18 protein-coding genes are annotated in these 21,785 nt (G+C 62.3%); 8 read left to right on the forward strand and 10 right to left on the reverse strand.

Annotation, left to right across the window (positions count from 1 at the left end; genetic code table 11):
• Positions 1-544: 544 nt before the first annotated feature.
• A complete protein-coding gene (locus BRA1253DRAFT_RS34470) occupies positions 545-2,002 on the reverse strand; it encodes an IS4 family transposase (protein WP_007601949.1) in 1,458 nt (485 codons plus the stop codon).
• A gap of 231 nt (positions 2,003-2,233) precedes the next feature.
• Between BRA1253DRAFT_RS34470 and BRA1253DRAFT_RS45950 the strand changes: the two genes are divergently transcribed.
• Both BRA1253DRAFT_RS45950 and BRA1253DRAFT_RS34475 read left to right on the forward strand, forming a co-directional pair.
• A complete protein-coding gene (locus tag BRA1253DRAFT_RS45950) occupies positions 2,234-2,362 on the forward strand; it encodes a hypothetical protein (protein WP_256375812.1) in 129 nt (42 codons plus the stop codon).
• A 3-nt stretch (positions 2,363-2,365) separates the two neighbouring features.
• A complete protein-coding gene (locus BRA1253DRAFT_RS34475) occupies positions 2,366-2,926 on the forward strand; it encodes an HAD-IIIA family hydrolase (protein WP_007601951.1) in 561 nt (186 codons plus the stop codon).
• Positions 2,927-3,716: 790 nt separating this feature from the next.
• Here the strand turns inward: BRA1253DRAFT_RS34475 and BRA1253DRAFT_RS44020 are convergent.
• Positions 3,717-3,854: a hypothetical protein gene (locus BRA1253DRAFT_RS44020; RefSeq protein ID WP_007601953.1), complete on the reverse strand. Its 138-nt coding sequence runs from the start codon at positions 3,852-3,854 to the stop codon at positions 3,717-3,719.
• A gap of 425 nt (positions 3,855-4,279) precedes the next feature.
• On the opposite strand from BRA1253DRAFT_RS44020, the gene BRA1253DRAFT_RS34480 reads away from it, so the two are divergent.
• Complete coding sequence (locus tag BRA1253DRAFT_RS34480) at positions 4,280-4,507, forward strand: hypothetical protein (protein WP_245286039.1); 228 nt, start codon at positions 4,280-4,282, stop codon at positions 4,505-4,507.
• 529 nt (positions 4,508-5,036) lie between these two features.
• Here BRA1253DRAFT_RS34480 and BRA1253DRAFT_RS34490 read toward each other — a convergent pair.
• Positions 5,037-6,260 (reverse strand): phenylacetate--CoA ligase family protein, encoded by a 1,224-nt coding sequence (locus BRA1253DRAFT_RS34490; protein WP_007601956.1) that lies wholly within the window; start codon positions 6,258-6,260, stop codon positions 5,037-5,039.
• An 86-nt stretch (positions 6,261-6,346) separates the two neighbouring features.
• On the opposite strand from BRA1253DRAFT_RS34490, the gene BRA1253DRAFT_RS34495 reads away from it, so the two are divergent.
• Positions 6,347-7,501 (forward strand): AGE family epimerase/isomerase, encoded by a 1,155-nt coding sequence (locus BRA1253DRAFT_RS34495; RefSeq protein ID WP_007601957.1) that lies wholly within the window; start codon positions 6,347-6,349, stop codon positions 7,499-7,501.
• On the opposite strand, the gene BRA1253DRAFT_RS34500 is transcribed toward BRA1253DRAFT_RS34495, so the two are convergent.
• From BRA1253DRAFT_RS34500 to BRA1253DRAFT_RS34525, 6 genes are all read right to left on the reverse strand, one after another.
• Positions 7,498-8,337, reverse strand: a complete 840-nt coding sequence (locus BRA1253DRAFT_RS34500; protein WP_007601958.1) for an ABC transporter ATP-binding protein — start codon at positions 8,335-8,337, stop codon at positions 7,498-7,500. The two genes, BRA1253DRAFT_RS34495 and BRA1253DRAFT_RS34500, sit on opposite strands and share 4 nt — an antisense overlap.
• Positions 8,338-8,468: 131 nt before the next feature.
• The gene (locus BRA1253DRAFT_RS34505) at positions 8,469-9,752 is read right to left on the reverse strand and encodes an ABC transporter substrate-binding protein (RefSeq protein WP_007601959.1); all 1,284 of its coding nucleotides are present in this window, start codon (positions 9,750-9,752) and stop codon (positions 8,469-8,471) included.
• Positions 9,753-9,798: 46 nt separating this feature from the next.
• Entirely contained in the window at positions 9,799-10,872 is a 1,074-nt protein-coding gene (locus BRA1253DRAFT_RS34510) for a branched-chain amino acid ABC transporter permease (protein ID WP_007601960.1), read from the reverse strand.
• A gap of 3 nt (positions 10,873-10,875) precedes the next feature.
• Positions 10,876-11,769, reverse strand: a complete 894-nt coding sequence (locus BRA1253DRAFT_RS34515) for a branched-chain amino acid ABC transporter permease (protein ID WP_007601961.1) — start codon at positions 11,767-11,769, stop codon at positions 10,876-10,878.
• Positions 11,770-11,992: 223 nt separating this feature from the next.
• Positions 11,993-13,924: a long-chain fatty acid--CoA ligase gene (locus BRA1253DRAFT_RS34520; protein ID WP_007601962.1), complete on the reverse strand. Its 1,932-nt coding sequence runs from the start codon at positions 13,922-13,924 to the stop codon at positions 11,993-11,995.
• Entirely contained in the window at positions 13,921-14,742 is an 822-nt protein-coding gene (locus tag BRA1253DRAFT_RS34525; protein WP_007601963.1) for an ABC transporter ATP-binding protein, read from the reverse strand. The genes BRA1253DRAFT_RS34520 and BRA1253DRAFT_RS34525 overlap by 4 nt, the downstream gene beginning before the upstream one ends.
• A gap of 332 nt (positions 14,743-15,074) precedes the next feature.
• Between BRA1253DRAFT_RS34525 and BRA1253DRAFT_RS34530 the strand changes: the two genes are divergently transcribed.
• The 3 genes from BRA1253DRAFT_RS34530 to BRA1253DRAFT_RS34540 all read left to right on the forward strand — a co-directional run bounded on the left by BRA1253DRAFT_RS34530 (position 15,075) and on the right by BRA1253DRAFT_RS34540 (position 19,906).
• Positions 15,075-15,752 carry a Crp/Fnr family transcriptional regulator gene (locus BRA1253DRAFT_RS34530; protein ID WP_035995649.1) on the forward strand — a complete coding sequence of 226 codons (678 nt, stop codon included), beginning with the start codon at positions 15,075-15,077 and terminating at the stop codon, positions 15,750-15,752.
• A 128-nt stretch (positions 15,753-15,880) separates the two neighbouring features.
• A complete protein-coding gene (locus BRA1253DRAFT_RS34535; protein ID WP_007601965.1) occupies positions 15,881-19,204 on the forward strand; it encodes an adenylate/guanylate cyclase domain-containing protein in 3,324 nt (1,107 codons plus the stop codon).
• A 21-nt stretch (positions 19,205-19,225) separates the two neighbouring features.
• Positions 19,226-19,906 carry a redoxin domain-containing protein gene (locus tag BRA1253DRAFT_RS34540; protein WP_007601966.1) on the forward strand — a complete coding sequence of 227 codons (681 nt, stop codon included), beginning with the start codon at positions 19,226-19,228 and terminating at the stop codon, positions 19,904-19,906.
• A gap of 16 nt (positions 19,907-19,922) precedes the next feature.
• Here the strand turns inward: BRA1253DRAFT_RS34540 and BRA1253DRAFT_RS34545 are convergent, their stop codons facing one another.
• The gene (locus BRA1253DRAFT_RS34545) at positions 19,923-20,762 is read right to left on the reverse strand and encodes a uroporphyrinogen-III synthase (RefSeq protein ID WP_007601967.1); all 840 of its coding nucleotides are present in this window, start codon (positions 20,760-20,762) and stop codon (positions 19,923-19,925) included.
• 141 nt (positions 20,763-20,903) lie between these two features.
• Here BRA1253DRAFT_RS34545 and purU point away from each other — a divergent pair, with 141 nt between their 5' ends.
• Positions 20,904-21,767, forward strand: a complete 864-nt coding sequence (purU, locus tag BRA1253DRAFT_RS34550; RefSeq protein ID WP_007601968.1) for a formyltetrahydrofolate deformylase — start codon at positions 20,904-20,906, stop codon at positions 21,765-21,767.
• Positions 21,768-21,785 lie beyond the last annotated feature (18 nt).

A 21,785-nucleotide genomic window follows, 5' to 3' on the forward strand; every position in this document is an offset into this window, starting at 1 on the left:
CCAGCAAGCATCGTTCCCACGCGCTCAAATGTCGTCCATGTTTCCGCAGAGAGATTTGATCACGTTGAAGTAGTTGGGCGCAAGATGCTGGTCCACAAAGCTTCCCGCCATCCAATTGTGCACGTATGCCGAATGCGGTTCTGGATGTCCGAGATGGTTTATCCTGTTGAGCGCTGGTACCAGTTGCGATTGAGGACCTCCGTTACCGTGCCGACCTGGACGATGAGATTATCCGGGAGATCTTCTGGTGCGACCTCTCCGCGTTTCTCTTGCCAAAGCGGCGGTCATTGGGATTGAACCTGATGAGGTGATTGGGCGCATCGGCGCCGTTTCTTTGAACTGTTGTCACCGATATCTCCTACGCAAAAACAAGCGGCGACACATGCCGCACTGCCGCAAGCCCCGCGTCCGCGAGGCTAGATACCGGCGCTACGATCGAAGGTGGCGCCCCCGGTCGAATCAGAACGCTCCAATCGCGGATGAAGGCCAGTTCTTTCTGCAGCAACAATCTTGCTCGTTTTTGGGTATGCTTCCGGTGAAGCTTTCAATTACCAACAAATTCTCCTCCGACCATGGCGCCCAGCGCGATGTCAGTGAGGCGTGACAGCCCGCGCCACATAACGGTATTGCCGGGCGGCGGATCGCTGGCGCGGGCGAGATAACCGCCGAGCCGGGCGATCTTGATGAGATAGTGCGAGAGCGTTTTCTGTCTTCCTTTTGGTTTGTCGTTGACGAGGCGATCGAGCACGCCGATTTCAGTCGCAGTCAACGCGAGGGTTGGCGGCGCGTCTGGGGCGGAACGGTTGAGCATCGTCATCCAGAAGACCCGCCAACTCAGGATGCAAAAGAGCGCGATCAGATTGGTCAGACGCTGGGCGGTCCTGAGCTTCGACTCCTCAGCTTTGCAGTCCGATTTGAGGATCTTGTGGAACACCTCGATCTTCCATCTCAAAGCATACCATTCGAGCTTCTCAATAGCGTCGGTGCGGGATCCAACAGGCAGGTCGGTGATCAGCTTCCAATCGATCTTCTTTCTGTTCTTCGGGGTCCCGCGCTCTTCGGCATGGATCACCGTCAGGGTCAGAGCGGGATAGCGCTTCTGCTTTCCGATCGGCGGCAGGACGCGAATCTTGCGATACCTGATCTCAAGAACGGCCTGGTCGGGATCGCCGTTGCTATCTCTGACTTCGATGCGATGCAGCCCTTTGACGGCGACTTCGTCCATTTCGTCGGCGATCGTATGATCCCCATCTCCAGCCAAGCGGTCGACGCAGGTCCTGATCAGGAAATGAGTTCCGATCTCCTGTGCTGCGCAGAAGAGCTCGTAGATGTCACTCTCGCGATCACCGATATGGATGCATCGTCCCGGATGATCCAAGAGCTGCGTAGAGTGCTTGAGATTTTCCAACCACCGGACGCTTTCCTTTTTCTCGATGGGAATCCGGGTCGGATTGATCTTCTTTTTAAGCGCTGCCGACCCTTTGAATTTCTTCCGGGTCCAGAACTTAACGGCCGCCAACCCCAGCGGCACCCCCTCGATTGTAACCGCGAGGCTCGAATGCATCAGGATGCCGCAAACCGTGTGCGATCTGAGGCGGCCCGCCTTATCCCGTCCACTGTTTATGCTCTTGGTGATGCCGATCGCTTCTGACTTCTCGCGTTGATAGCTGAACTCGGTTGTGTCGTGCAGCACAAGAACGAGACTTTCAGCGGCGGCGGCACGATCACGTGTCGATTGGAAGTGGCCGGCCAGAATGTCCGCTTCGCTGACCCGCTCATTGGAGAAGAAGCGATGGGCTGCCTTGGTATTTGCCCAATCCTGGCAGACGAGCGGAATGCTTTGTCCCATGGCGCTTCCAATCTGCGTGAGCAGTTTGCGGAATCTGCCGCCGAGCCGCGCTTCCCTAAAGTCGCATCCACTACTCTCTTGATCAATCCAACATTCACCTTCCAAGGACCGCGAACAGCCTTTTGCCGATCGATCCCTTAATATCACCCCCATAGAGCACCCCCTCGCGAATCAGGTGCTCAGAAAGGAATCACAAGTGATTTTTTCGATTCAAGATTTCGCCGATCAGCGGATCAGTCCGAGTGGTCAACGTTATGGGTAATTGAAAGCTTCGCCGGATGCGTACGTTTTTGGCGGCAGGAATGGCTCTTGTTCTCACGCGCTGAGGGCAAGGACGAGACGAGGCTGACCGGTATAAACCGATAAAAGGAAGCCAATTCACGCATGAAAAGCAAAGACCTGGATGCAAAAGGCGCGCTCGCCGAGAACGATGTTCTTCAGTCGCATGACATGTTGAATGAAGTCGTGATTGTCGGAAGATCGGCGGGTATCGCCTCCAACTTGGGCCTGTGAGATTTGAATTATCCGGCAGTATTCTTCGATCGTGATGGCGTCCTCAATAAGGACGATGGCTATGCTTTCGATCCGGGCAAGATCCGGTGGGTGGAAGGAGCCCAGCAGGCCGTCAAAGCAGTCAATGACGCCGGGTATCTCGCGTTTGTCGTGACCAACCAATCAGGAATTGCGAGGGGGCTTTACGAGGAGCGGCATGTCCGCAATCTGCACGAATGGATGTCGCGTGAACTTGCTATTGTTGGTGCCCGTATCGATGCGTTCGAATTTTGCCCGCATCACCCCGATGGTCTGATTGAGCGTTTCCGTGTCCTCTGCAACTGTCGTAAGCCACAGCCGGGGATGATCAGAGGCCTCCTTGAGCGGTACTCGGTGGATATCGATGCTAGCTTCATGATTGGCGACAAGCAGAGCGACCTTGCTGCGGCGCAGCCGGCCGGAATAGCAGCCTATCTGTTTGATGGATCAAACCTCCATACGTTCATTGCCCCGTTGTTGACGGATCGGTCGTATCCTCCGGATCAGTCACCGTCGCATCGCGGAGGAGCCGGAACCGAGGATTGACGTCGTTGTCTTCGCGGCAAACGGATTGCTCGATTTGCTAAGTAGAGAAATCAAGGAAGCAAGTTGGCGTCAAAACGACAAATGAAGCCAATCGCGCAAACGCAGCGAGGAGTACCGGGCCGCAAACAAGCGCAGCGTCGAACCGCAAAGCCTGTCGGGGCATGGCTTATCTCGTTGGGACGAGCCCGCTGGTTCTAGCTTCGATGCAGTCCTTGCGGAAGTCTTCAAGGGACGGACATGGAAGACGCACTTCAAAATCTGGCTCAAGCTAGGAGTCGCCAGGATCGTCTGCGAGCTCTTAGGTTAGTTCTGATCTTGGCGATGATTGAGGGCGCGGAACCAAAGCCAATGAGATATTTGTGGTCGTCAGTTGCACCCTTTTGATTTCCAGGGCTGCGAGAGTGCGGCACAGTCATGCGCCCTAACCCGCCAATTGCTCTCCGGCTAGTCAACTGCAGCTCATAGCGATACACGCCGCTCCCCCAGCCACGCCAGCCGCGGAGCAATGGCTGAAAGCAACGGGTCCAAAACCAGCACCGTTGACGGGCGGCGCTGATCGAACGGAGATACAAGAAAGCTCTGAGAAGCTTCCCGTAGTCCCTTCGGCTTTTCCGTTAAGCTTGGTTATCCGGCAGATCGGACAAAGCCTTGCATTCTTGGACATTTGGCTGGACTCCATTTGCGACTGGACCAGCACCCCATAAACCACTGTTTTGCCCGACGGCGCAAGCTAAATTCGGTTTTTTCGATGCGCCTGCGTATGGCGAGGGACACTTCTACGGCCAATCGTCTATCTCAGGCTCCAATCCGGCCAGTGAGGAACGTCATCGGCGCGGTGGAATAGACGTAAGTTCTGCCGCACCACAGCGTAGAGTACAAACAGGCCGATGGTGATCCCGACAGCCAGCAATGGGAAAATGTTGTTCATGTAGCCTCCAAGACTTTGAAATACTAGCAGCCCGTCCAATCGGCGCGACGCTCCCCGGCCTGAAACCCCCTACACTGCCAGTGGTCCTACCCAGCTTCTGGTTCTGATCGGGGATTCCGCTTCGCGTGTCTGAGCCCCCGCCGGTACCGCGAGAGGGCAGCCTTCTCACACCGTTCCAAGCTCGACTCCGCGATTTCTCGCGGCATTGCGGTGAGTTCTCGGCCTGCAAAGTGCGGACACGTAAGCTCTCGACGGGACGGATAAGCTGGCATAAGCAATGACAGATAAAGCCTCCTTGGAAGTAGCCGTTTTCGGTCGAGGAAGAGATGAAACGAGCGCTTGCCATTGTGATGATGCTATTTTTGACGTAGCTGAACGCCGAATCAACGATCGTGGGCGCTGCCTCGCAATCTTGTACCGCCTGGATGAATAGCAAGAAGAACTTAGTCGCAAAGGCAGCTTTTGAATCCTGGGTCGTGGGCTTCGTCAGCGGGCTAAACGTGAGTGCCGAAAGGGACATTGTCGGCGGCGGCGATTTCTCCGCGATTGTTGCTTGGATGGACCGGCGCTGCAAATCTAATTCTTCAGATCAAATTGGAGTCGCAGCTCTGGATCTAGCGATGGAATTGGCCGGCAACGCGGCGGAGCGCTGATCTGGTAGACCCGCGAGTTGACGCTGTGGCCACTACCAGGTCCTTAGACCGCCAGCCCTCCTGAGAGGCGACCAGCCATCCTGGCGCTAAGTGCGGAGTCCGCGCAGTTCGTGATAGCATGGAGCCGGCCTGAATCGCGGAGACAGATGTGGAGATCAAGCTACCCGAAACAGACCTCAAGTCAGTGCAAGCCCTTGGTAGTATTGAGCTCAAAGACGAAAGCGGCGGACACGTCGGCCAATACTTTTTCGGAAAGGGTCAGGGCCGGACCGTCTTCCTATTCGGGAAGTACAAGGGCACGTTTAAGACCCACGCTGAGTGTCAAGCTTTCATCGATGGCGTGACCGCTGTCGTTGATGACAACCGCAGGTCCCGAAGTGAAGCGAGTAGTTGACACGAGTTGAGCGATGGGAAGTTTGCCCTCAGCTCTTGGGGCCCAAGCGGACGTCCGCTGATTAAGTAACGACCCTACGGTATGCCTGCGGCGAAGATCCAGATGTTTGCTGCACTTATGAGGAGACGATCAGCTCTACCGCTCGTCCGCGATCACCTTGCCGTCGTTCGGCAGCGCGCCGGGTCTCACCAATTCAACGTCGCCTCCGAGTTTCGTCACGGCGCGCAAAGTGCCTGCAATCTCCTCGCGCAACGCATCGTTCGCGGCCGCCGTCTCCGCTTTCAGCGTCATTGCATCGGCCTCGCCTTGGCGTGTGACGACGAGGCGTAATCTTCCGAGCGCGGAATGGCGCTTGCCGATCTCGGCGACCTGCTCGGGGCGGACGAACATGCCCTTGACCTTGGTGGTCTGGTCGGCGCGGCCCATCCAGCCCTTGATGCGCATGTTGGTGCGCCCGCAGGGGCTGGTGCCCGGCAGTGCCGCGGTGAGGTCGCCGAGAGCGAGCCGGATCCAGGGATGGTGCGGGTCGAGCGAGGTCACGACGATCTCGCCGACGTCGCCGGGCGCCACTGCATCGCCGGTCCCGGGCTTGACGATCTCCATGATCAGATGCTCGTTCACGACCAAGCCGTCGCGCGCGCTGGTCTCGAAGGCGATGATGCCGAGATCGGCGGTGCCGAAGGCCTGGTAGGCTTCGATGCCGCGTGCCTTGATCTCGGCCTGGAGCGAGGGCGGGAAGGCTGCGCCCGAGACCAGCGCGCGCTTGATCGAGGAGACGTCGCGGCCCGAGCTTGCGGCAGCATCGAGCAAGATCTTAAGGAAGTCCGGCGTGCCGCTGTAGCCGACGGGACGGTAGGCCTCGATCAGCTCGAATTGCTGCTCCGTATTCCCTGGACCGGCCGGGATTACGGCGCAACCGAGCGCGCGGGCCGACGCATCGAAGATGAAGCCGCCGGGGGTGAGATGGTAGCTGAAGGTGTTGAGCACGATGTCGTCGGGCCGGAACTCGGCCGCGAACAGTGCCCGTGCGCCGCGCCAAGGGTCGGCCTGTCGCCCCTCCGGCTCGAAAATTGGCCCGGGGGAGGTGAAGAGGCGAGCGAACGAGCCGGGCGCCGCCGCGACGAACCCTCCGAAGGGCGTGGAGGCCTTGTGCAGGGCCGGCAGTTCCGACTTGCGCAGCACTGGGAGGCCCGCCAGTGCCGCCCTGGAGGTCACGGCAGCCGGATCCAGGCCTTTCAGCCGATCAGCATAGGCGGGCGCGGTCATCGCAGAGCGCAGCACGCCGGGCAGGCGGGCGAACAGATCGGCCTCGCGCGCGGCTTGCTCGCGTGTCTCGAGGGCGTCGTAATGGGCGGTCATGGCTGATCTTTCCGTGTTGGCATCCGTTGCGTGCCGCCGCCGGCATGGGTATCAGACGGCCATTGGCGAGGTTTGAAGAGGACGCGATGGCGGACGAGGGAATCAGTGCGGCGGACGAGGCGGCGGACGTCGTCGCGCGCCTGAAGCGCCGCACGATCGACGAGGCGCTGCCGCTGTGGTCGACAGTCGGCTGGGACCATGGCGCGGGTGGTTTCATCGATCGGCTGCACCGCGACGGCACGGCGGACGTGACCGCGCCGCGCCGGGTGTTCGTGCAGGCCCGCCAGATCTGGTGCTACGCCAAGGCTGCGCAGATGGGCTGGTACCCTGACGGGCGCGCCATCGCGCTGAAGGGGCTCGAGCATCTGCTCGCCAAAGCAAAGACGCCCGACGGCCGGCCCGGCTACGTGCACCGGCTGACGCCGGAGGGCGCGGTGCTGGACGGCCGGCGCGACGCCTACGACCACGCCTTCATCCTGTTTGCGCTCGCGGCCGTCTATGCGCTCGACCAGGACGCACAAATTCGCGCCGAGATCGATGCGCTGCTCGCCTTCCTCGATGGCCATCTGCGCTCGCCGCACGGCGGCGTCCACGAAGGCCTTCCGGTCTCGCTGCCGCGCCGGCAGAACCCGCATATGCATCTGTTCGAGGCGATGATCGCGTGCTTCGACGCGACCCACGATTTGTCGTTCCAGAACCGTGCCGGCGAGTTCTTCGCGCTGTTCCTCGCCAATCTCTACGACAAGCGGACGCGCGCGCTCGGCGAATATTTCGAAGAGGACTGGTCGAAGATCGCGCCGGTCAGCGTCGAGCCCGGCCACCAGGCGGAATGGGTCTGGTTGCTGAAGGGGTTCGAACGCATCACGGGCTGCCCGACCGGACAGCGGCGCGCGGAGCTGCTGGAAACCGCGCTGCGCTATCGCGACGAGGCCACCGGCTGCCTGATCGACGAGGGTGACGACGCCGGCAAGATTCGCCGCAACACGCGCCGGCTGTGGCCGCAGACCGAGATTGCGAAGGCGTGGATTGCGCAGGCCGAATCCGGCGAGGCGGGCGCGGCGGACGAGGCGCGCGTGGCGCTGGCGCGGCTCGAACGGCATTATCTCAGCCATCCCGTGCGGGGCGGCTGGTACGACCAGTTCGACCGCGACGGCAAATCGCTGATCGACACCATTCCTGCGTCGTCGTTCTATCATGTTCTCTGCGCAGTCACGGAAGCGGAACAGGTATTGGAAGGTTAAAGCCAGCGCTTGCGCCGCTTGAAGCTCTTGAGGTTCTTGAAGCTCTTGCGCTGGTCGCCGGCGCCGCCGAGGTAGAATTCCTTGACGTCCTCGTTGTCGCGCAATTCGTCCGCGGTGCCGTCGAGCACGACCTTGCCCTGCTCCATGATGTAGCCGTGGCTTGCCACCGACAGCGCAGCGCGGGCGTTCTGCTCGACCAGGAGAATGGTGACGCCGAGGTCACGGTTGATCTTCTGGATGATCGAGAACACCTCTTTGACCAGCAGCGGCGACAGACCCATCGAGGGTTCGTCCATCAGGATCATCTTCGGGCGCGCCATCAGCGCGCGGCCGATCGCGAGCATCTGCTGCTCGCCGCCGGAGAGATAACCGGCCAACCCGGTGCGCTCCTTCAGGCGCGGGAAATAGTTGAAGACCATATCGAGATCGGCGCCGACCTCGCGGTCCCTGCGAGTGAAGGCGCCGAGCTTGAGGTTTTCCAGCGAGGTCATGTCGGCCACGATGCGCCGGCCCTCCATTACCTGGAAGATGCCGCGGCGGACGATCTTGTCGGGATCGACGCCGTTGATGCGCTCGCCCTCGAACAGGATCTCGCCGCGCGTGACTTCGCCGTCCTCGGTCTTGAGCAGCCCGGAGATCGCCTTCAGCGTCGTCGACTTGCCGGCGCCGTTTGCGCCGAGCAGCGCCACGATCGCGCCCTTGGGCACGTCGAGACTGAGGCCGCGCAGCACCAGGATGACGTCGTCATATACGACCTCGATGTTGCGCACGCCAAGGAGAGGCGGCGCGGGTACCACGGTCGGCGAGGGGCGCTCGATGTGAGCCGCTTCACTCATGGTCAGTTACTCTCTCGATGTCGTCGCAGTTTCCTCCAGTCTTCCGGGCGGTCCGCAAGACCGAACCCGGAATCTCGAGGTTCCGGGTTCGATGGTGCGCATCGCACCGGAACGACGAACTGGCTACATGCTCACCAGCCCAGCAATTCCGGCTTGCGCGGCAGCTCGACGGTCTTGACCTTCTCGAGCTTGATCGCGCCCTTGGCCATGAGGTCGTTGAGGTCGCCGTCGGTCGCGCCCGCAATCTTGGTGCGGTAGAGGTCGACCTTCAGCGTGCCGCGGTGGTCCTTGTCGGTCCAGGTCGAGGGATTGCAGACGCCTTCCATGCCGGCCGGCACCCAGTCCTTCTTCTGGTAGAAGCCCTTGGCGACGTTCTCGCCGGTGGCGCCGCCGTTCTTGGCGGCCCAATCGATCGCCTCCTTCATGTAGAGCGCCGAGCAGACCGCCGCGATGTAGTGCACCGGGCGATAGACCTTGCCGGTGGGATCGGACATCTTGGAGATCTCCATCACCGTCTTCATGCCGGGCGCATCGCCGCCCCAGCTCACCGCGGTGCGCAGCGGGAAGATCACGCCGTCGGCGGCATCGCCCGCGGTCTTGGCGGCGTTCTCGTCCATGCCCCAGACATTGCCCATGAACTGGATGTCGACTCCGGCGGTCTTGCAGGCCTTCATCACCGAGATGTTGGACGCGGCGGTGTTGCCGAGATAGGCGTAGTTGGCGCCCGAGGATTTCAGGCTCAGGCACTGCGCGCTGTAGTCACCCGGCGCGAGCGCGAACACCAGCGGCGGCAGCACCTCGAAGCCGAGCTCCTGCGCCATGGCTTCGCCGGCGGCCTTCGGCGCGTTCGGGTACGGGTGGTTGGCCCCCATGTGGACGAATTTCGGCTTGCCGGACTTGCCCTTGGCCTTCCAGTCTTCGGCTGCCCACATCAGCATCGCGCGCAGCGAGTCCGAATAGCTCGGACCATAGAAGAAATTATAAGGCGCGGGCTTGGCCTTGCCGCTGACGCCTTCGGGATCGGTGAGGGCGGCGGCGTAGGAGCCGGAGAGATCGGGGATTTTATCTTGTGCGAGGAAGCCGGTCAGCGCTTCGGTGTCTGCCGTACCCCAGCCCATGATCGCCGCGACCTTGGAGTCCGGCGCCGACCACTTCTTGTAGAGCGCGATGGCGCGCGGCACCTGGTAGCCATAGTCGTTGGTGTCGACGTTAAGCTGCTTGCCGCCGACGCCACCGTTCTTGTTGACCCAGGCGAAGGTGTCGGCGACGGCCTGGCCGTAGGGCGTGCCGACATCGGACGTGCCGCCGGAATAATCGGCGAGATGCCCGATTGCGATCTGCGCCTGCGCGCCTGACGAGAATGCGGCGATCGCCAGTGCAAGCGATGCGGTGCTCAAAAAGGATTTTGTCTTCATTGGTTGCCTCCTCCTGTTTATTTGTTGGTTAGAGAGTTGCCCGCGCTCAATGGGAGAACGGGTAGAGTTTCCAATACGCCTTGATCTGTCGCCAGCGATGGGCGAGCCCGTCGGGCTCGAACATCAGGAACGCGATGATGATCACCCCGATCGCGATCTCGCGCAGGAAGGTGATGTTGTTGTTGAGCGACAGCGCCTTGTCGATCGCGCCGCCCTTCAACGTCACGCTGAGGAACTCCATCGTCTCGGGCAGCAGCACCACGAACGCAGTGCCCATCAGCGTGCCCATGATCGAACCGGTGCCGCCGATGATGATCATGGCGAGGAACAGGATCGAACGTTCGATGCCGAAACCCTCTTGCGACACCACGAGCTGGTAGTGCGCATAGAGCGCGCCGGCGATGCCGGCGAAGAACGCCGCGAGCCCAAATGACAGCGTGCGGTACTTGGTGAGATTGATGCCCATGATCTCCGCGGAGAGATAATGGTCGCGGATCGCCACCAGCGCGCGGCCATCGCGCGTGCGCATCAGATTGGTGACGAGGACGTAGCTTGCAACTACGTAGGCGAGTACGACGTAGAAATATTGCCTGTCGCCGCGCAGCGTGTAGCCGAGGATCGAGAACGGATTGGCGCTGGCCGGCACCGAGCCGCCGGTGAACCACTCCGCGCGGGAGAAGAAGTCGAGCAGGATATATTGCGCGGCGAGCGTGGCGATCACGAGGTAGAGCCCCTTCAGCCGCGCCGCCGGGATGCCGAAGATCAGCCCGATCAGCGCAGTGACGACGCCCGCGAGGGGTATCGCGAAGAACACCGGGATCGATGTGCTGTTCGAGATGTAGGCAGACGTGAAGGCGCCGAGCAGGAAGAACGCGGCATGGCCAATCGAAATTTGGCCTGTGAAGCCGACCAGGATGTTGAGGCCAAGCGCGGCGATCGAGAAGATGCCGATCTGGATCAGGATGCTGAGCCAGTATCCACCAAGGAATTGCGGCACGAGGCAGAGCAGCACCACGCCGACGATCGCAAAGTTGCGGCTGGTCGCGGTCGGGAAGATCGTGGTGTCAGCCGCGTAAGAGGTGCGGAAATCACCAGCAGGGATGAGGGCGGGGCCGGCCATGGGTCAGATCCGTTCGATGTCGTGGGTGCCGAACAGGCCGTAGGGCTTGATCATCAGCACGATGATGAGGACGTAGAACGGCGCGATCTCGTAGAGATTGCCCCAGTGAAGGTATTCGCTGTCGACATATTGCGCGATGTTCTCGAGTAATCCGATGATGATGCCGCCGAGCACGGCACCGCCGACGGAATCGAGCCCGCCGAGGATCGCAGCCGGAAACACTTTGATCCCATAGGCGGCAAGGCCCGAGGATACGCCGTTCACGACCGCGACCACGACGCCTGCAACCGCCGACACCGTTGCGGAGATCGCCCAGGCCATCGCGAACACGCTTTTCACGGAAATGCCGAGCGATTGCGCGACCTGTTGGTTGAACGCAGTGGCGCGCATCGCAAGGCCGTACTTTGACGCGCGGAAGAACCAGGCCATGCCAATCATCATCGCGATCGAGACGACGAGGCTCATGACATAGACGGTCTGGATCTGGAGCCCGAGCAGGCTGACGGACTGGCTCTCGAACACGCGCGGGAACGGCTGCGGATTGACGCCGAACATCCATTTCAGCGTGGCCTGCAGCACGGTGGAGAGGCCGATCGTCACCATGATGACCGAGATGATGGGTTCGCCGATCATCGGTCGCAGGATCAGGACCTGCACCGCGATGCCGAACACGAACATGAACACCAGCGTCAACGGCATGCCGATCCAGAACGGCACCTGGTATTTCGCGAGCAAGGTCCAGCACACCCAGGCGCCGACCAGCAAGAGCTCGCCCTGCGCGAAATTGACGACCTGCGAGGCCTTGTAGATCAGCACGAACGACATCGCGACCACGCCATAGAGCGTGCCGACCACGAGGCCATTGACCAGGAGCTGGATGAGGAAGGCGGTGTTCATGCCGATGTCCGCGTAAAATGCAGAAGCGATAACGGTGCACCGTCTCCCCTTGCGGAAGAGGGTGGCTTCGCGAAGCGAAGCCGGATGAGGGGTTGTCTCCGCAGCGACGGTGCGGAGACAGGACCCCTCACCCGAGTGGGGTCTTCGCTGACGGCGGAGATGCCCTCTCCCACAAGGGGATGGGGCGCATCGACTGGCAGCGTGCGCTCGTTTGAAAGCGTGTTCACTCCGCGGCCTCCGCCAAATGCCCCGGTCCGCCCAAATCCACCACTCGCAGCGTCGTCCGCACCCTTTGCGTGGTGCCGTCCTGGAACCGGATCACGGTGTCCACGGGGATCTCGGCCTGGCCGCCGTAGATCGCGTCGATGATGCCTTCGTATTTCTCGTTGATGACGCTGCGGCGCACTTTCCGCGTGCGGGTGAGCTCGCCGTCGTCGGCGTCGAGCTCCTTGTAGAGCAACAGGAAGCGCGAGATGCGCTGCGCCGGCGGCAGCGTGGCGTTGACGGTCTCAACCTCCTTGCGGAGTAGTGCGTAGACCTCGGGCCGCGAGGCCAGGTCACTGTAGGTCGTAAACGAGAGCCGGTTCTTCTCCGCCCATTTGGAGATGATGGAGTAGCGAATGCAGATCATTGCGGCGAGCGCGTCGCGTCCCGAGCCCAGCACCACGGCTTCGGCGATATAGGGGGAGAACTTCAGCTTGTTCTCGATGAATTGCGGCGAGAAGCGCTCGCCGCGCGAGGTCTCGGCGAGGTCTTTGATGCGGTCGATCACCACGAGCTGCTTGTCGTCGTTGAAATAGCCGGCGTCGCCCGACAGCATCCAGCCGTCCTTGATGTCGGCAACGCTCGCCTCCGGGTTCTTGTAGTAGCCGAGGAACATGTTGGGATGCCGCACCACGATCTCGCCGACGCCGTGGACGTCGGCATTGTCGATGCGGATTTCGACGCTGTCGGCCATCGGCACGCCCGTCGTGTCGGGATCGACCTTGCCCGCGGGATGCAGCGTGTAGGCCCCCAGTAGCTCGGTCTGGCCGTAGAGCGTGCGCAGCGGCACGCCCATGGCCTGGAAGAACTTGAAGGTCTCGGGCCCAAGTGCCGCGCCGCCGGTTGCGGCCGAACGCAGGCGGGTGAAGCCGAGGCGGTCGCGCAACGCGCGGAACAGGATCGCGTCGGCGAAGCCGGAACGCTCGCCCTGTTCGAGCGCGGCAAGTCCGCTCTTCATGCCGATGTCGAACAGGCGCTGCTTGAACGGCGTTGCGTCCATCACCCTGGCGCGGACGTCGGCGGCAATCGATTCCCAAACGCGCGGTGCAAACAGGACAAACGTCGGCGCGATCTCGCGCAGATCGTTCATCATGGTCTCGGGCTCCTCGACGAAGTTGATCTTCATCCGGCACAAGAGACCTTTGCCGAGTACATAGACCTGTTCCATGATCCAGGGCAGCGGCAGCACCGACACGTATTCGTCGTCCGGCCCTTTCGGATCGAAAGCGAGATAGGTCGCGCAGTGGCCGAGCACGCGGCCGGCCGCGAGCATCGCGAGCTTTGGATGCGAGGTGGTGCCTGATGTCGTGCAGAGGATCGCGACGTCCTCGCCCTTGGTCGTGTCCACCAGCCGGTCGTAAAGTTCCGGCTCGCGCGTAGCCCGCGCCCGGCCGAGTTCGGCAAACGTCTCCGCTGACATCAAGCGCGGATCGTCGTATTTCCGCATGCCGCGCGGATCGGAATAGATGATGTGCTTCAGCTTTGGGACGCGGTCGGCCAGCGTAAGCAGCTTGTCGACCTGCTCCTCGTCCTCGGCGAAAACGAGCTGCGCCTCGCCATAATTGAGGAGATACGAAGCTTCTTCGTCGAGCACGTCGCGGTAGAGCCCGAGGCTCAACCCTCCAACCGCATGAGTGGCGATTTCCGCCGCGACCCAGTCCGGCCGGTTGTCGCCGATGATGCCTATAACGTCTTGGCGCCCAAGGCCCAGTTCGATGAGGCCGAGCGCGAAATCGCGCACCCGCGTCTGGTAGGCGTTCCAGGTGAACGGGCGCCAGAGCCCGAGATCCTTCTCCCGGAGTGCGATCTCGTTGCCGTACTCCTTCGCATTGAGCCGGAGCATTTTCGGATAGGTGTCGGCCTGGGCGACGCGGCCTGCGTAATCCATCATGCCGCGCTCTCCTGCGCCGGCGGAGCATCGTCAGGATCGACCAGCACCTCGTCCTCTTCGCCGAGATAGGCGCGCCTGACGTGGGGATCGGCGAGCACGGCGGCCGGATCGCCCTCGGCGATCTTGCGGCCGAAATCAAGCACCATGACGCGGTGGGAGATGTCCATCACCACGCCCATGTCGTGCTCGATCATCACCACGGTCATGCCGAACTCCTCGTTGAGATCGACGATGTACCGGGCCATGTCCTCCTTCTCCTCGAAGTTCATGCCGGCCATCGGCTCGTCGAGGAGAATGAGGCGCGGCTCCAGCGCCATGGCGCGGGCGAGCTCGACGCGCTTGCGCAAGCCGTAGGAGAGGGTGCCGGCCGGCGCCTTTCGCACCGACTGGAGGTCGAGGAAATCAATGATTTCTTCTACCTTGCGGCGGTGCTCGAGCTCTTCCTTGCGCGCGCCGGTGAGCCAGTACAGCGAGCCCGTGAGAAAATTGTTCTTCAGGAGGTGATGGCGGCCGACCATGATGTTGTCGAGCACGCTCATATGGTGGAACAGCGCCAGGTTCTGGAAGGTGCGGCCGATGCCGAGCGAAGCGCGCGCGTTGGGCGTCAGGCCGGTGATGTCGCGGCCCTGGTAGAACAACTGGCCTTCGGTCGGCTTGTAGCGGCCGGAAATACAGTTCACGATCGAGGTCTTGCCGGCGCCGTTGGGGCCGATGATCGAGAACAGCTCGCCTTCCCTGATGGCGAAGCCGACATCGGTCAGCGCACGAACGCCGCCGAATCGCAAGGACACGCCGCGCACTTCAAGACTGGTAGCCACCAAACAGATCCCTCCCGGTGATGGCGCTTTCAGTGGCGCTCTTCGTCCGTTTCTGTCGTGCGATCCTAGTACGACCGTGCCGGTGAGGCCATGCAGCAGATGGTCTCGACCGGAGCCGCGCCGCTCCCTTCCCGTTTGGGATCAAAAGCCGCATCGCCCGAGGTGGTCCTCAATAGGGGAAAGCGCTATTTTGAAATGTCTCCCGCCTGACAATTCTGCGACAAAGTTTTTGGATGGGGGGATCATCCATCTTTCGTTGGATGGTGGTCGAAACGGTCATGCTGCGTTGCAGCAGAACAGGAGTGACGAACGGTGCGGCTGGCTTCGGGATCATGATTTCAGAGGATCAACTGAAGCGCGTCGCTGCCTGGTCGCGCGAGCTCACGCCAGCGGAGATCGAGGTCGCTCGTACCGGGATCACGGAGCGGTCCTACGGCACGGGCGAGACCGTTTTCATGCGCGGCGACACGTTCGACTATTGGGCCGGCATGGTCTTTGGGCTTGCCCGGATGGGCGGGGTCTCGCGCGACGGCAAGGAGACGAGTCTTGCCGGGCTGACGGCAGGGGCCTGGTTCGGCGAGGGCAGCGTGCTCAAGAACGAGCCGCGCCGCTATGACGTCGTCGCGCTTCGCGACAGTCGCGTCGCGCTAATGGAGCGCAGCGCCTTCATGTGGCTGTTCGAGAACAGCGTCGGCTTCAATCGTTTCCTGGTCCGCCAGCTCAACGAGCGGCTCGGCCAGTTCATCGGCATGCTCGAGGTCAACCGCACGCTGGATGCCACCGCGCGGCTTGCCCGCAGCATCGCCTCGCTGTTCAATCCGATCCTCTATCCGGAATCCACCGCGCATCTGGAGATCACCCAGGAAGAGATCGGCGCGCTTTCCGGCATGTCCCGCCAGAATGCCAACCGCGCGCTGAACCGGCTGGAGAAAGAGGGGCTGCTGCGGCTGGAGTACGGCGGCGTGACCATTTTGGATATCGAGCGGCTAAGGGGATACGGGGAGGAGTGAAGCCGCGTTCGCGGCCGCTATCACCGCTTGCTCTTCCGGCACGACGAGCCCATCCTTGCCGGGATCCTGGGCCCATCTGACCGGATCCAGCAGACTGCGCCATCGCGGCGCCCGCGGGGTCTCGACCCATGAACTGCTCCTGTTGCGGTTCCGAGGTTCAGAGCGGCTTTGCCTTCTGCCCGAAATGCGGCACGAAGCAGCCGAACGCCTGCCCCGGCTGCGGCTATGCGTGCGCACCGGATTTCGCGTACTGCCCGAAATGCGGCGCCCTCGTCAGTGAAGCCTCCAAGGCCGGCGGGCAGGCATCAATGCAGGCCAGCCGCGTGACAATCCCAACCAGGGCGTCCTCGCCACCGCTGGCGCCGACGGTCGACGCCCTATACGGGTTTCGATCGCAGCCGGACAAGATCGACAGCGAAGCCAACCGCCGCACCATTACCGTGCTGTTTGCCGACCTTAGCGGCTTCACCACGATGAGCGAGCGACTCGATCCTGAAGTCATGCAGGCGCTTCAGAACGAATTGTTCGAGGAGCTAACGGCGGCGGTGCAAAGCTTTGGCGGCTTCGTGGACAAATTCATCGGCGACGCGCTGCTTGCGCTATTCGGAGCGCCGGCCGCGCACGAAGACGACCCCGAGCGGGCCGTCCGCGCCGCGCTCGATATGATGGGCCGAACGGCGCAACTCAGCGAACGTGCAAAGGCGTATGCCGGGTCACCGCTCCTGCTTCATGTCGGCATCAACACCGGGCACGTGGTTGCTGGCGGACTGGGTGTTGGAGTTGCCAAATCCTACTCGGTCACGGGCGATACGGTGAATACGGCTCAACGATTGCAGTCGATGGCTTCCACGGGCGAGGTGCTGGTCGGGCCGCTGACCTACCGTCTTACGCGGCATGCATTCTCATATGAATCGCTTGGCGAGGTCTCGCTGAAGGGCAAGATGGGCAGCGTCCTGGTCCATCGCTTGAACGGAGCGCTCGACACGCCCCGTGCGGCACGCGGCCTCGATACGCTGGGCCTCAGTGCGCCGGTGATTGGGCGCGACGCCGAGCTCGCCCGTCTAGTCGACAATCTTGATCTCGCGTGTGGCGGCGCGGCGCAGCTGGTGCGGCTGGTCGGTGAAGCCGGCATCGGCAAAACGCGTCTGGTGGACGAATTCGTTGCCCACGCCCGCGATGAGGACCGTTTCGCCGGCGTGGCGATCCGGCGCGCTGTCTGCTCGCCGCTGGGCGAACAGTCCTATGGCACCCTTGCCGCTGTGCTGCGCAGCGCCTACGGCATCGCGCAGAAGGCGACCGTGGCGGAGGCCCAGGCCAAGCTGGCCACGGCACTGTCGGAGCTCGGCCTTGCGGTCGAAGAGGCCGATCGCCTGATGCCCCTTTATTTCCACGTTCTCGGCCTCGGCGATCCGGACGCCGCGCTGCAGCACGTCGAGCCCGAGCAGCTTCGGCGGCAGATATTCTTTGCGATTCGTACCGTGTTCGAACGGCGCCTGGTCCTGTCGCCGCTCCTGATCATTGTCGAGGATCTGCACTGGGCCGATGCTGTATCGCTTGAAGCGCTGCGATTCCTGATGGACCGGCTGGAGCGTACGCGGCTGATGCTGTTGTTTACGCATCGGCCCATGTTGGAACTGGATCAGTTCGGCTCGGGACGGATCAGCCATACAACCCTTCGATTGCTTCCACTTGGTGATGCAGACGGACAAAAGCTGCTCGCGGCCTACTTCAGCCACGGCTGGAGTGAACCGCCGGGCAATCTGTTCAGCCGAATCCTCGAGCGCGCGGGCGGCAATCCACTCTTCTTTGAGGAAATCATCCGCGGTCTCATCGAAGCTGGCGCCTTGGAGCGTGACGGCTCACGGTGGCGGATCAAGTCAGATGAAGCCGCCGCCGGTATACCGGCAAGCATTCAGGCCCTGTTACTGGCGCGCCTGGACCGGCTGCCGCATGAGGTGCGCCGCTTGGCCCAGGAGGCCGCGGTGATCGGCCCCCGTTTTGACGCGGCTCTTCTCGGTGCGATGGCATCTGAGAGGACGAAGGTGGAAGCGGGGCTCGAACTTCTGTGCGATGCCGAGATTGTCGAGGAGGTCGCGGGTGCGAACTCGATCTCGCTGCGATCTTATCGCTTTACGCAAACCATGCTTCAGGACGTGATCTATCAAAACCTGCTCTTGCAGCGTCGGATCGAGCTCCATGGACGGATTGGTGCCGCGCTGGAGCGGCTCTATGGCAATGAGCCCGAGCGCCTCGAGGACCTCATACTGCTCGGACACCATTTCAGCCTGAGCGCGAGCAAGCCGAAAGGTGCGCGCTATCTGCGCGCGGCCGGCGATCGCGCCCGCGCGACCTACGCCAATGACGATGCCATTCGCTTCTACCAACAGGCTCTCGCCGTGTTGTTGGCCGGCGGGGAACGGGAGCCCGAACGCCTGATCCTCTGCGAGCGGATCGCGGAGCTGTGTGCCGCGGCCGGCCGGAGGATCACGGCTGAGGAGCACTACCAGAGTGCGCTGGAAGGTCATCGCAATGCGGAGGACCGCATCGGCGAAGCGCGAATTCTCCGCAAGCTTGGCCGATTGTTGTGGGACGCCGGCAAGCGGATCAAGGCAGAGGCGCATTATGCCGAGGCGGCCGAACGGCTGGGAGGGACCGACGCGCCCATCGAGTGGGCGCACCTCCTGCAAGAGCGCGGCCGTCTTTCGTTTCGCACGGGCGATCACGTGGCCGCCGCGAGATGGGCGGACGAGGCGCTTGGCTACGCCCGAAGCGTACCGGCGGACGCCGACAGGCAAGTCGGATTCGAGGCGGCGCGCGCCATTGCAGAGTCGCTCAACACCAAGGGGGTGGCACTGGCGCGGCTTGGCCGACACCAGGAGGCGGTCCGCGAGGTGGAGCAAAGTGTCGCAGCAGCCGAGGCCGCCGGTCTCCTCAACGTGGCCTGCCGCGGTTACACCAATCTCGGTGTGCTCTACACGATTGTCGACCCTGCGAAAGCCGTGGAGATTTGCCGGCGCGGACTCGATGTCGCGCGTCGGATCGGCGATCTCGGGTTCCAGGCGCGCCTTCTCGCCAATTTTGCCGTTGCCTGTTGCACCTTCACCGACAAATGTACTGAGGAGGGGGTGCCGGCCGCCGAAAAGGCGATCGAAATCGACCGCGCGCTTGATCAGCGCGAGCATCTCTCCGTGCCGTTGATCGTGCTCGGGCAAATCCATCAATGCCATTTCCGGCCCGATCTGGCTGCTCGTTGCTACAATGAGGCAATCGAGGTGGCGAGCGAAACCGGCGAGCCGCAGCAGCTGTTTCCATGCTATGATGGTCTTGCGACGCTGAACCTTGATCGAGGCGACATGCCCGAAGCCGAGCGATATTTCACGCTGGCACAGGACGTCTGCACGCGGCACGGGCTTGATCCCGCAGGGCTGATCGTACTGCCGTTTCTTGACTAGATCATGTGAAGGAGTGCCATCATGTCTGAACGTCACGTCGAGGGACCACTTCAACCGGGCGATCGTGCACCGAACGTCGTGCTGGACGCGATCACACGCGACGGAAAGATCGCGCTCGAAGACTTTCGCGGACAAAGCCCGATATTGGTGGGCCTGTATCGGGGGCTGCATTGCCCGTTCTGCCGCCGCCATATCGCGGCACAGGCGCAACTTGATGCCGCCTTGCACGAGAAAGGCGTCGAAAGTCTCACGGTGGTCAACACGCCGATCGAGCGCGCGCGACTCTATTTCCGTTACCATCCGTTACCCAACCTGCTCGCTGCGTCCGATCCCGAGCGGATCTCGCACCGCGCGTTCGGCCTGCCCAATCTCGAGTTCACGGAGAACGAGACCGAGTGGCCGCACAAGGTCGGCATGAACGTGGTCATGAGCATGCAAGTCGACATGCCCGGCGAATTGCCCGGCCCGATGAACCGGCCCGCGGCCGCGGAGTACCTCAATAACAAGGACGGCTATGAGATAACGGAAGCCGATCAGCGCATGGCGGCAACCGGCCAGGGCCAGCTCTTCGGGCAGTTTCTGCTCGACCGCGAGGGGGTTGTGCGCTGGAGCTTTACCGAGGTGCCCGAAGGCGGCCATCGCATGTTTGCCGCGCCGAGCCCGCAGGAGCTGATGTCGGCCGCCTCGCAGATGGCAAGCTAGGCACCGCGTCTGGCGATCATTCCGCCACCTTCGGCCGCTTGTCCGCCAATGCTGCGGCCATCGCCGAGATCAGCGGGCGCATGAAATAGTGGTCTTCCACCGGCGAGATGTCCGTGCGCAAGCCGAGCGCTACGAGCTCGCCGGAGACGGCCGGCCCCACTGACGCGATCAGCGTCCGCTCGAATCCTGCGCGCAGGCGCGCCTCGCTGCCATGCGCCCTCGCAGCTTCGAGGAGACGGCGCACCTGGCCGAGATTGGTCAGTGCGATGGCGTCGATCCGCCCTTCCGCCATGTCGTCGATTGCGGTGACGATGCTGGCGTCCGCAGCCTTTGGATCGTAGACGTAAGGCAACACGGTATCGACCTCGGCACCTTGCGCGGCGAGCGCGCCGGTCAGCGCGCTGTGGTCCTTGTCGGGATAGAGCTGGAGGCCGAGGCGACGTCCGTTCAGGTCGAGCTTGCCCAGCATCTCGATCACACCCTCGGTGGTCGGCTTCTCCGTCATCTGCTGCTGCTCGAGCCCGATCTCGCGTAGCGCCTTGCCGGGCTTCGGGCCGCGGGTGAATTTTCGCGATCGGGCGAGGGAAGCAACCAAGGCCTGGTCGAGACCACGGGTTCGCGCGAGCTTCATGATCCGCCGCAGCCCTTCGCCGGTCATCAGCACGAGATCGTCGAAGGGCCTGTCGACGGCGCGGCGGATCCAGGCCTCGACCGGGGCGGGGTCCGGCGCATCTTGGATCGTGAACATCGGGCATTGCACGACCTCGGCGCCTTGCTCGGCCAGCAGCTTCGAAAACTGCGCCTCCTCGCGCGTTTCCAGGATCAGGATGCGGGTGCCGTTCAAGCGGTCGGCCATGAGCCTACTCCGGTCAGTCAAAGCAATGGTGCGTTCATCCTGACTCCACGGTCGGGATTGGCGCAAGGTGGGGTCGGTGATAGAGCAGGGCGCAAATCGCGGGGCGTTCCGCAGCCGCTGCCCAAACCTTCATCAAGGCCCATGCCAGATCATCAATATGTCCTGACCCTGTCCTGTCCGGATCGTCCCGGCATCGTCTCGGCGGTGTCGACCTTCCTGGCGAATTCCGGACAGAACATCCTCGACGCCCAACAGTTCGACGACACCGAGACCAATAAGTTCTTCATGCGGGTGGTGTTCACCGCCGCCGATCTAGCCGTGGAGCTGTCGGCGCTCCAGACCGGCTTTACCGCGATCGCCGAGCGTTTCGGCATGGAATGGCAGATGCGCGATCGCGCCGCGCATCGCAAGGTGATGCTGCTGGTGTCAAAGTCCGATCACTGCCTGGTCGACATCCTCTATCGCTGGCGCACCGGCGAGCTGCCGATGACTTTGGCCGCCATCGTCTCCAACCATCCGCGCGAGGTCTATGACGGGCTAGATTTCGGCGGGGTTCCGTTCCACTTTCTGCCTGTTACGAAAGAGACCAAGCGCGAGCAGGAGGCGCAGATCCTCGACCTCGTCGCCAAGACCGGCACGGATCTCGTCGTTCTCGCCCGCTATATGCAGATATTGTCGGACGATCTCTCGGCAAACCTGTCGGGACGCTGCATCAACATCCACCACTCGTTCCTGCCAGGTTTCAAGGGCGCAAAACCCTATCACCAGGCCCATGAGCGTGGCGTCAAGCTGATTGGCGCCACCGCGCACTACGTCACCCGCGACCTCGACGAGGGCCCGATCATTGATCAGGACGTCGAGCGCATCAGCCATCGCGACACGCCTGAGGATCTCGTCCGCAAGGGCCGCGACATCGAGCGCCGCGTGCTCGCGCGCGCGATCCGCTACCATCTCAACGACCGCGTCATTCTCAATGGCCGCAAGACCGTCGTGTTCGTGGATTGATTTGCGTCACCTCTCGCC

The organism is Bradyrhizobium sp. WSM1253 (assembly GCF_000244935.1).
Classification (GTDB): Bacteria; Pseudomonadota; Alphaproteobacteria; order Rhizobiales; family Xanthobacteraceae; genus Bradyrhizobium; species Bradyrhizobium canariense.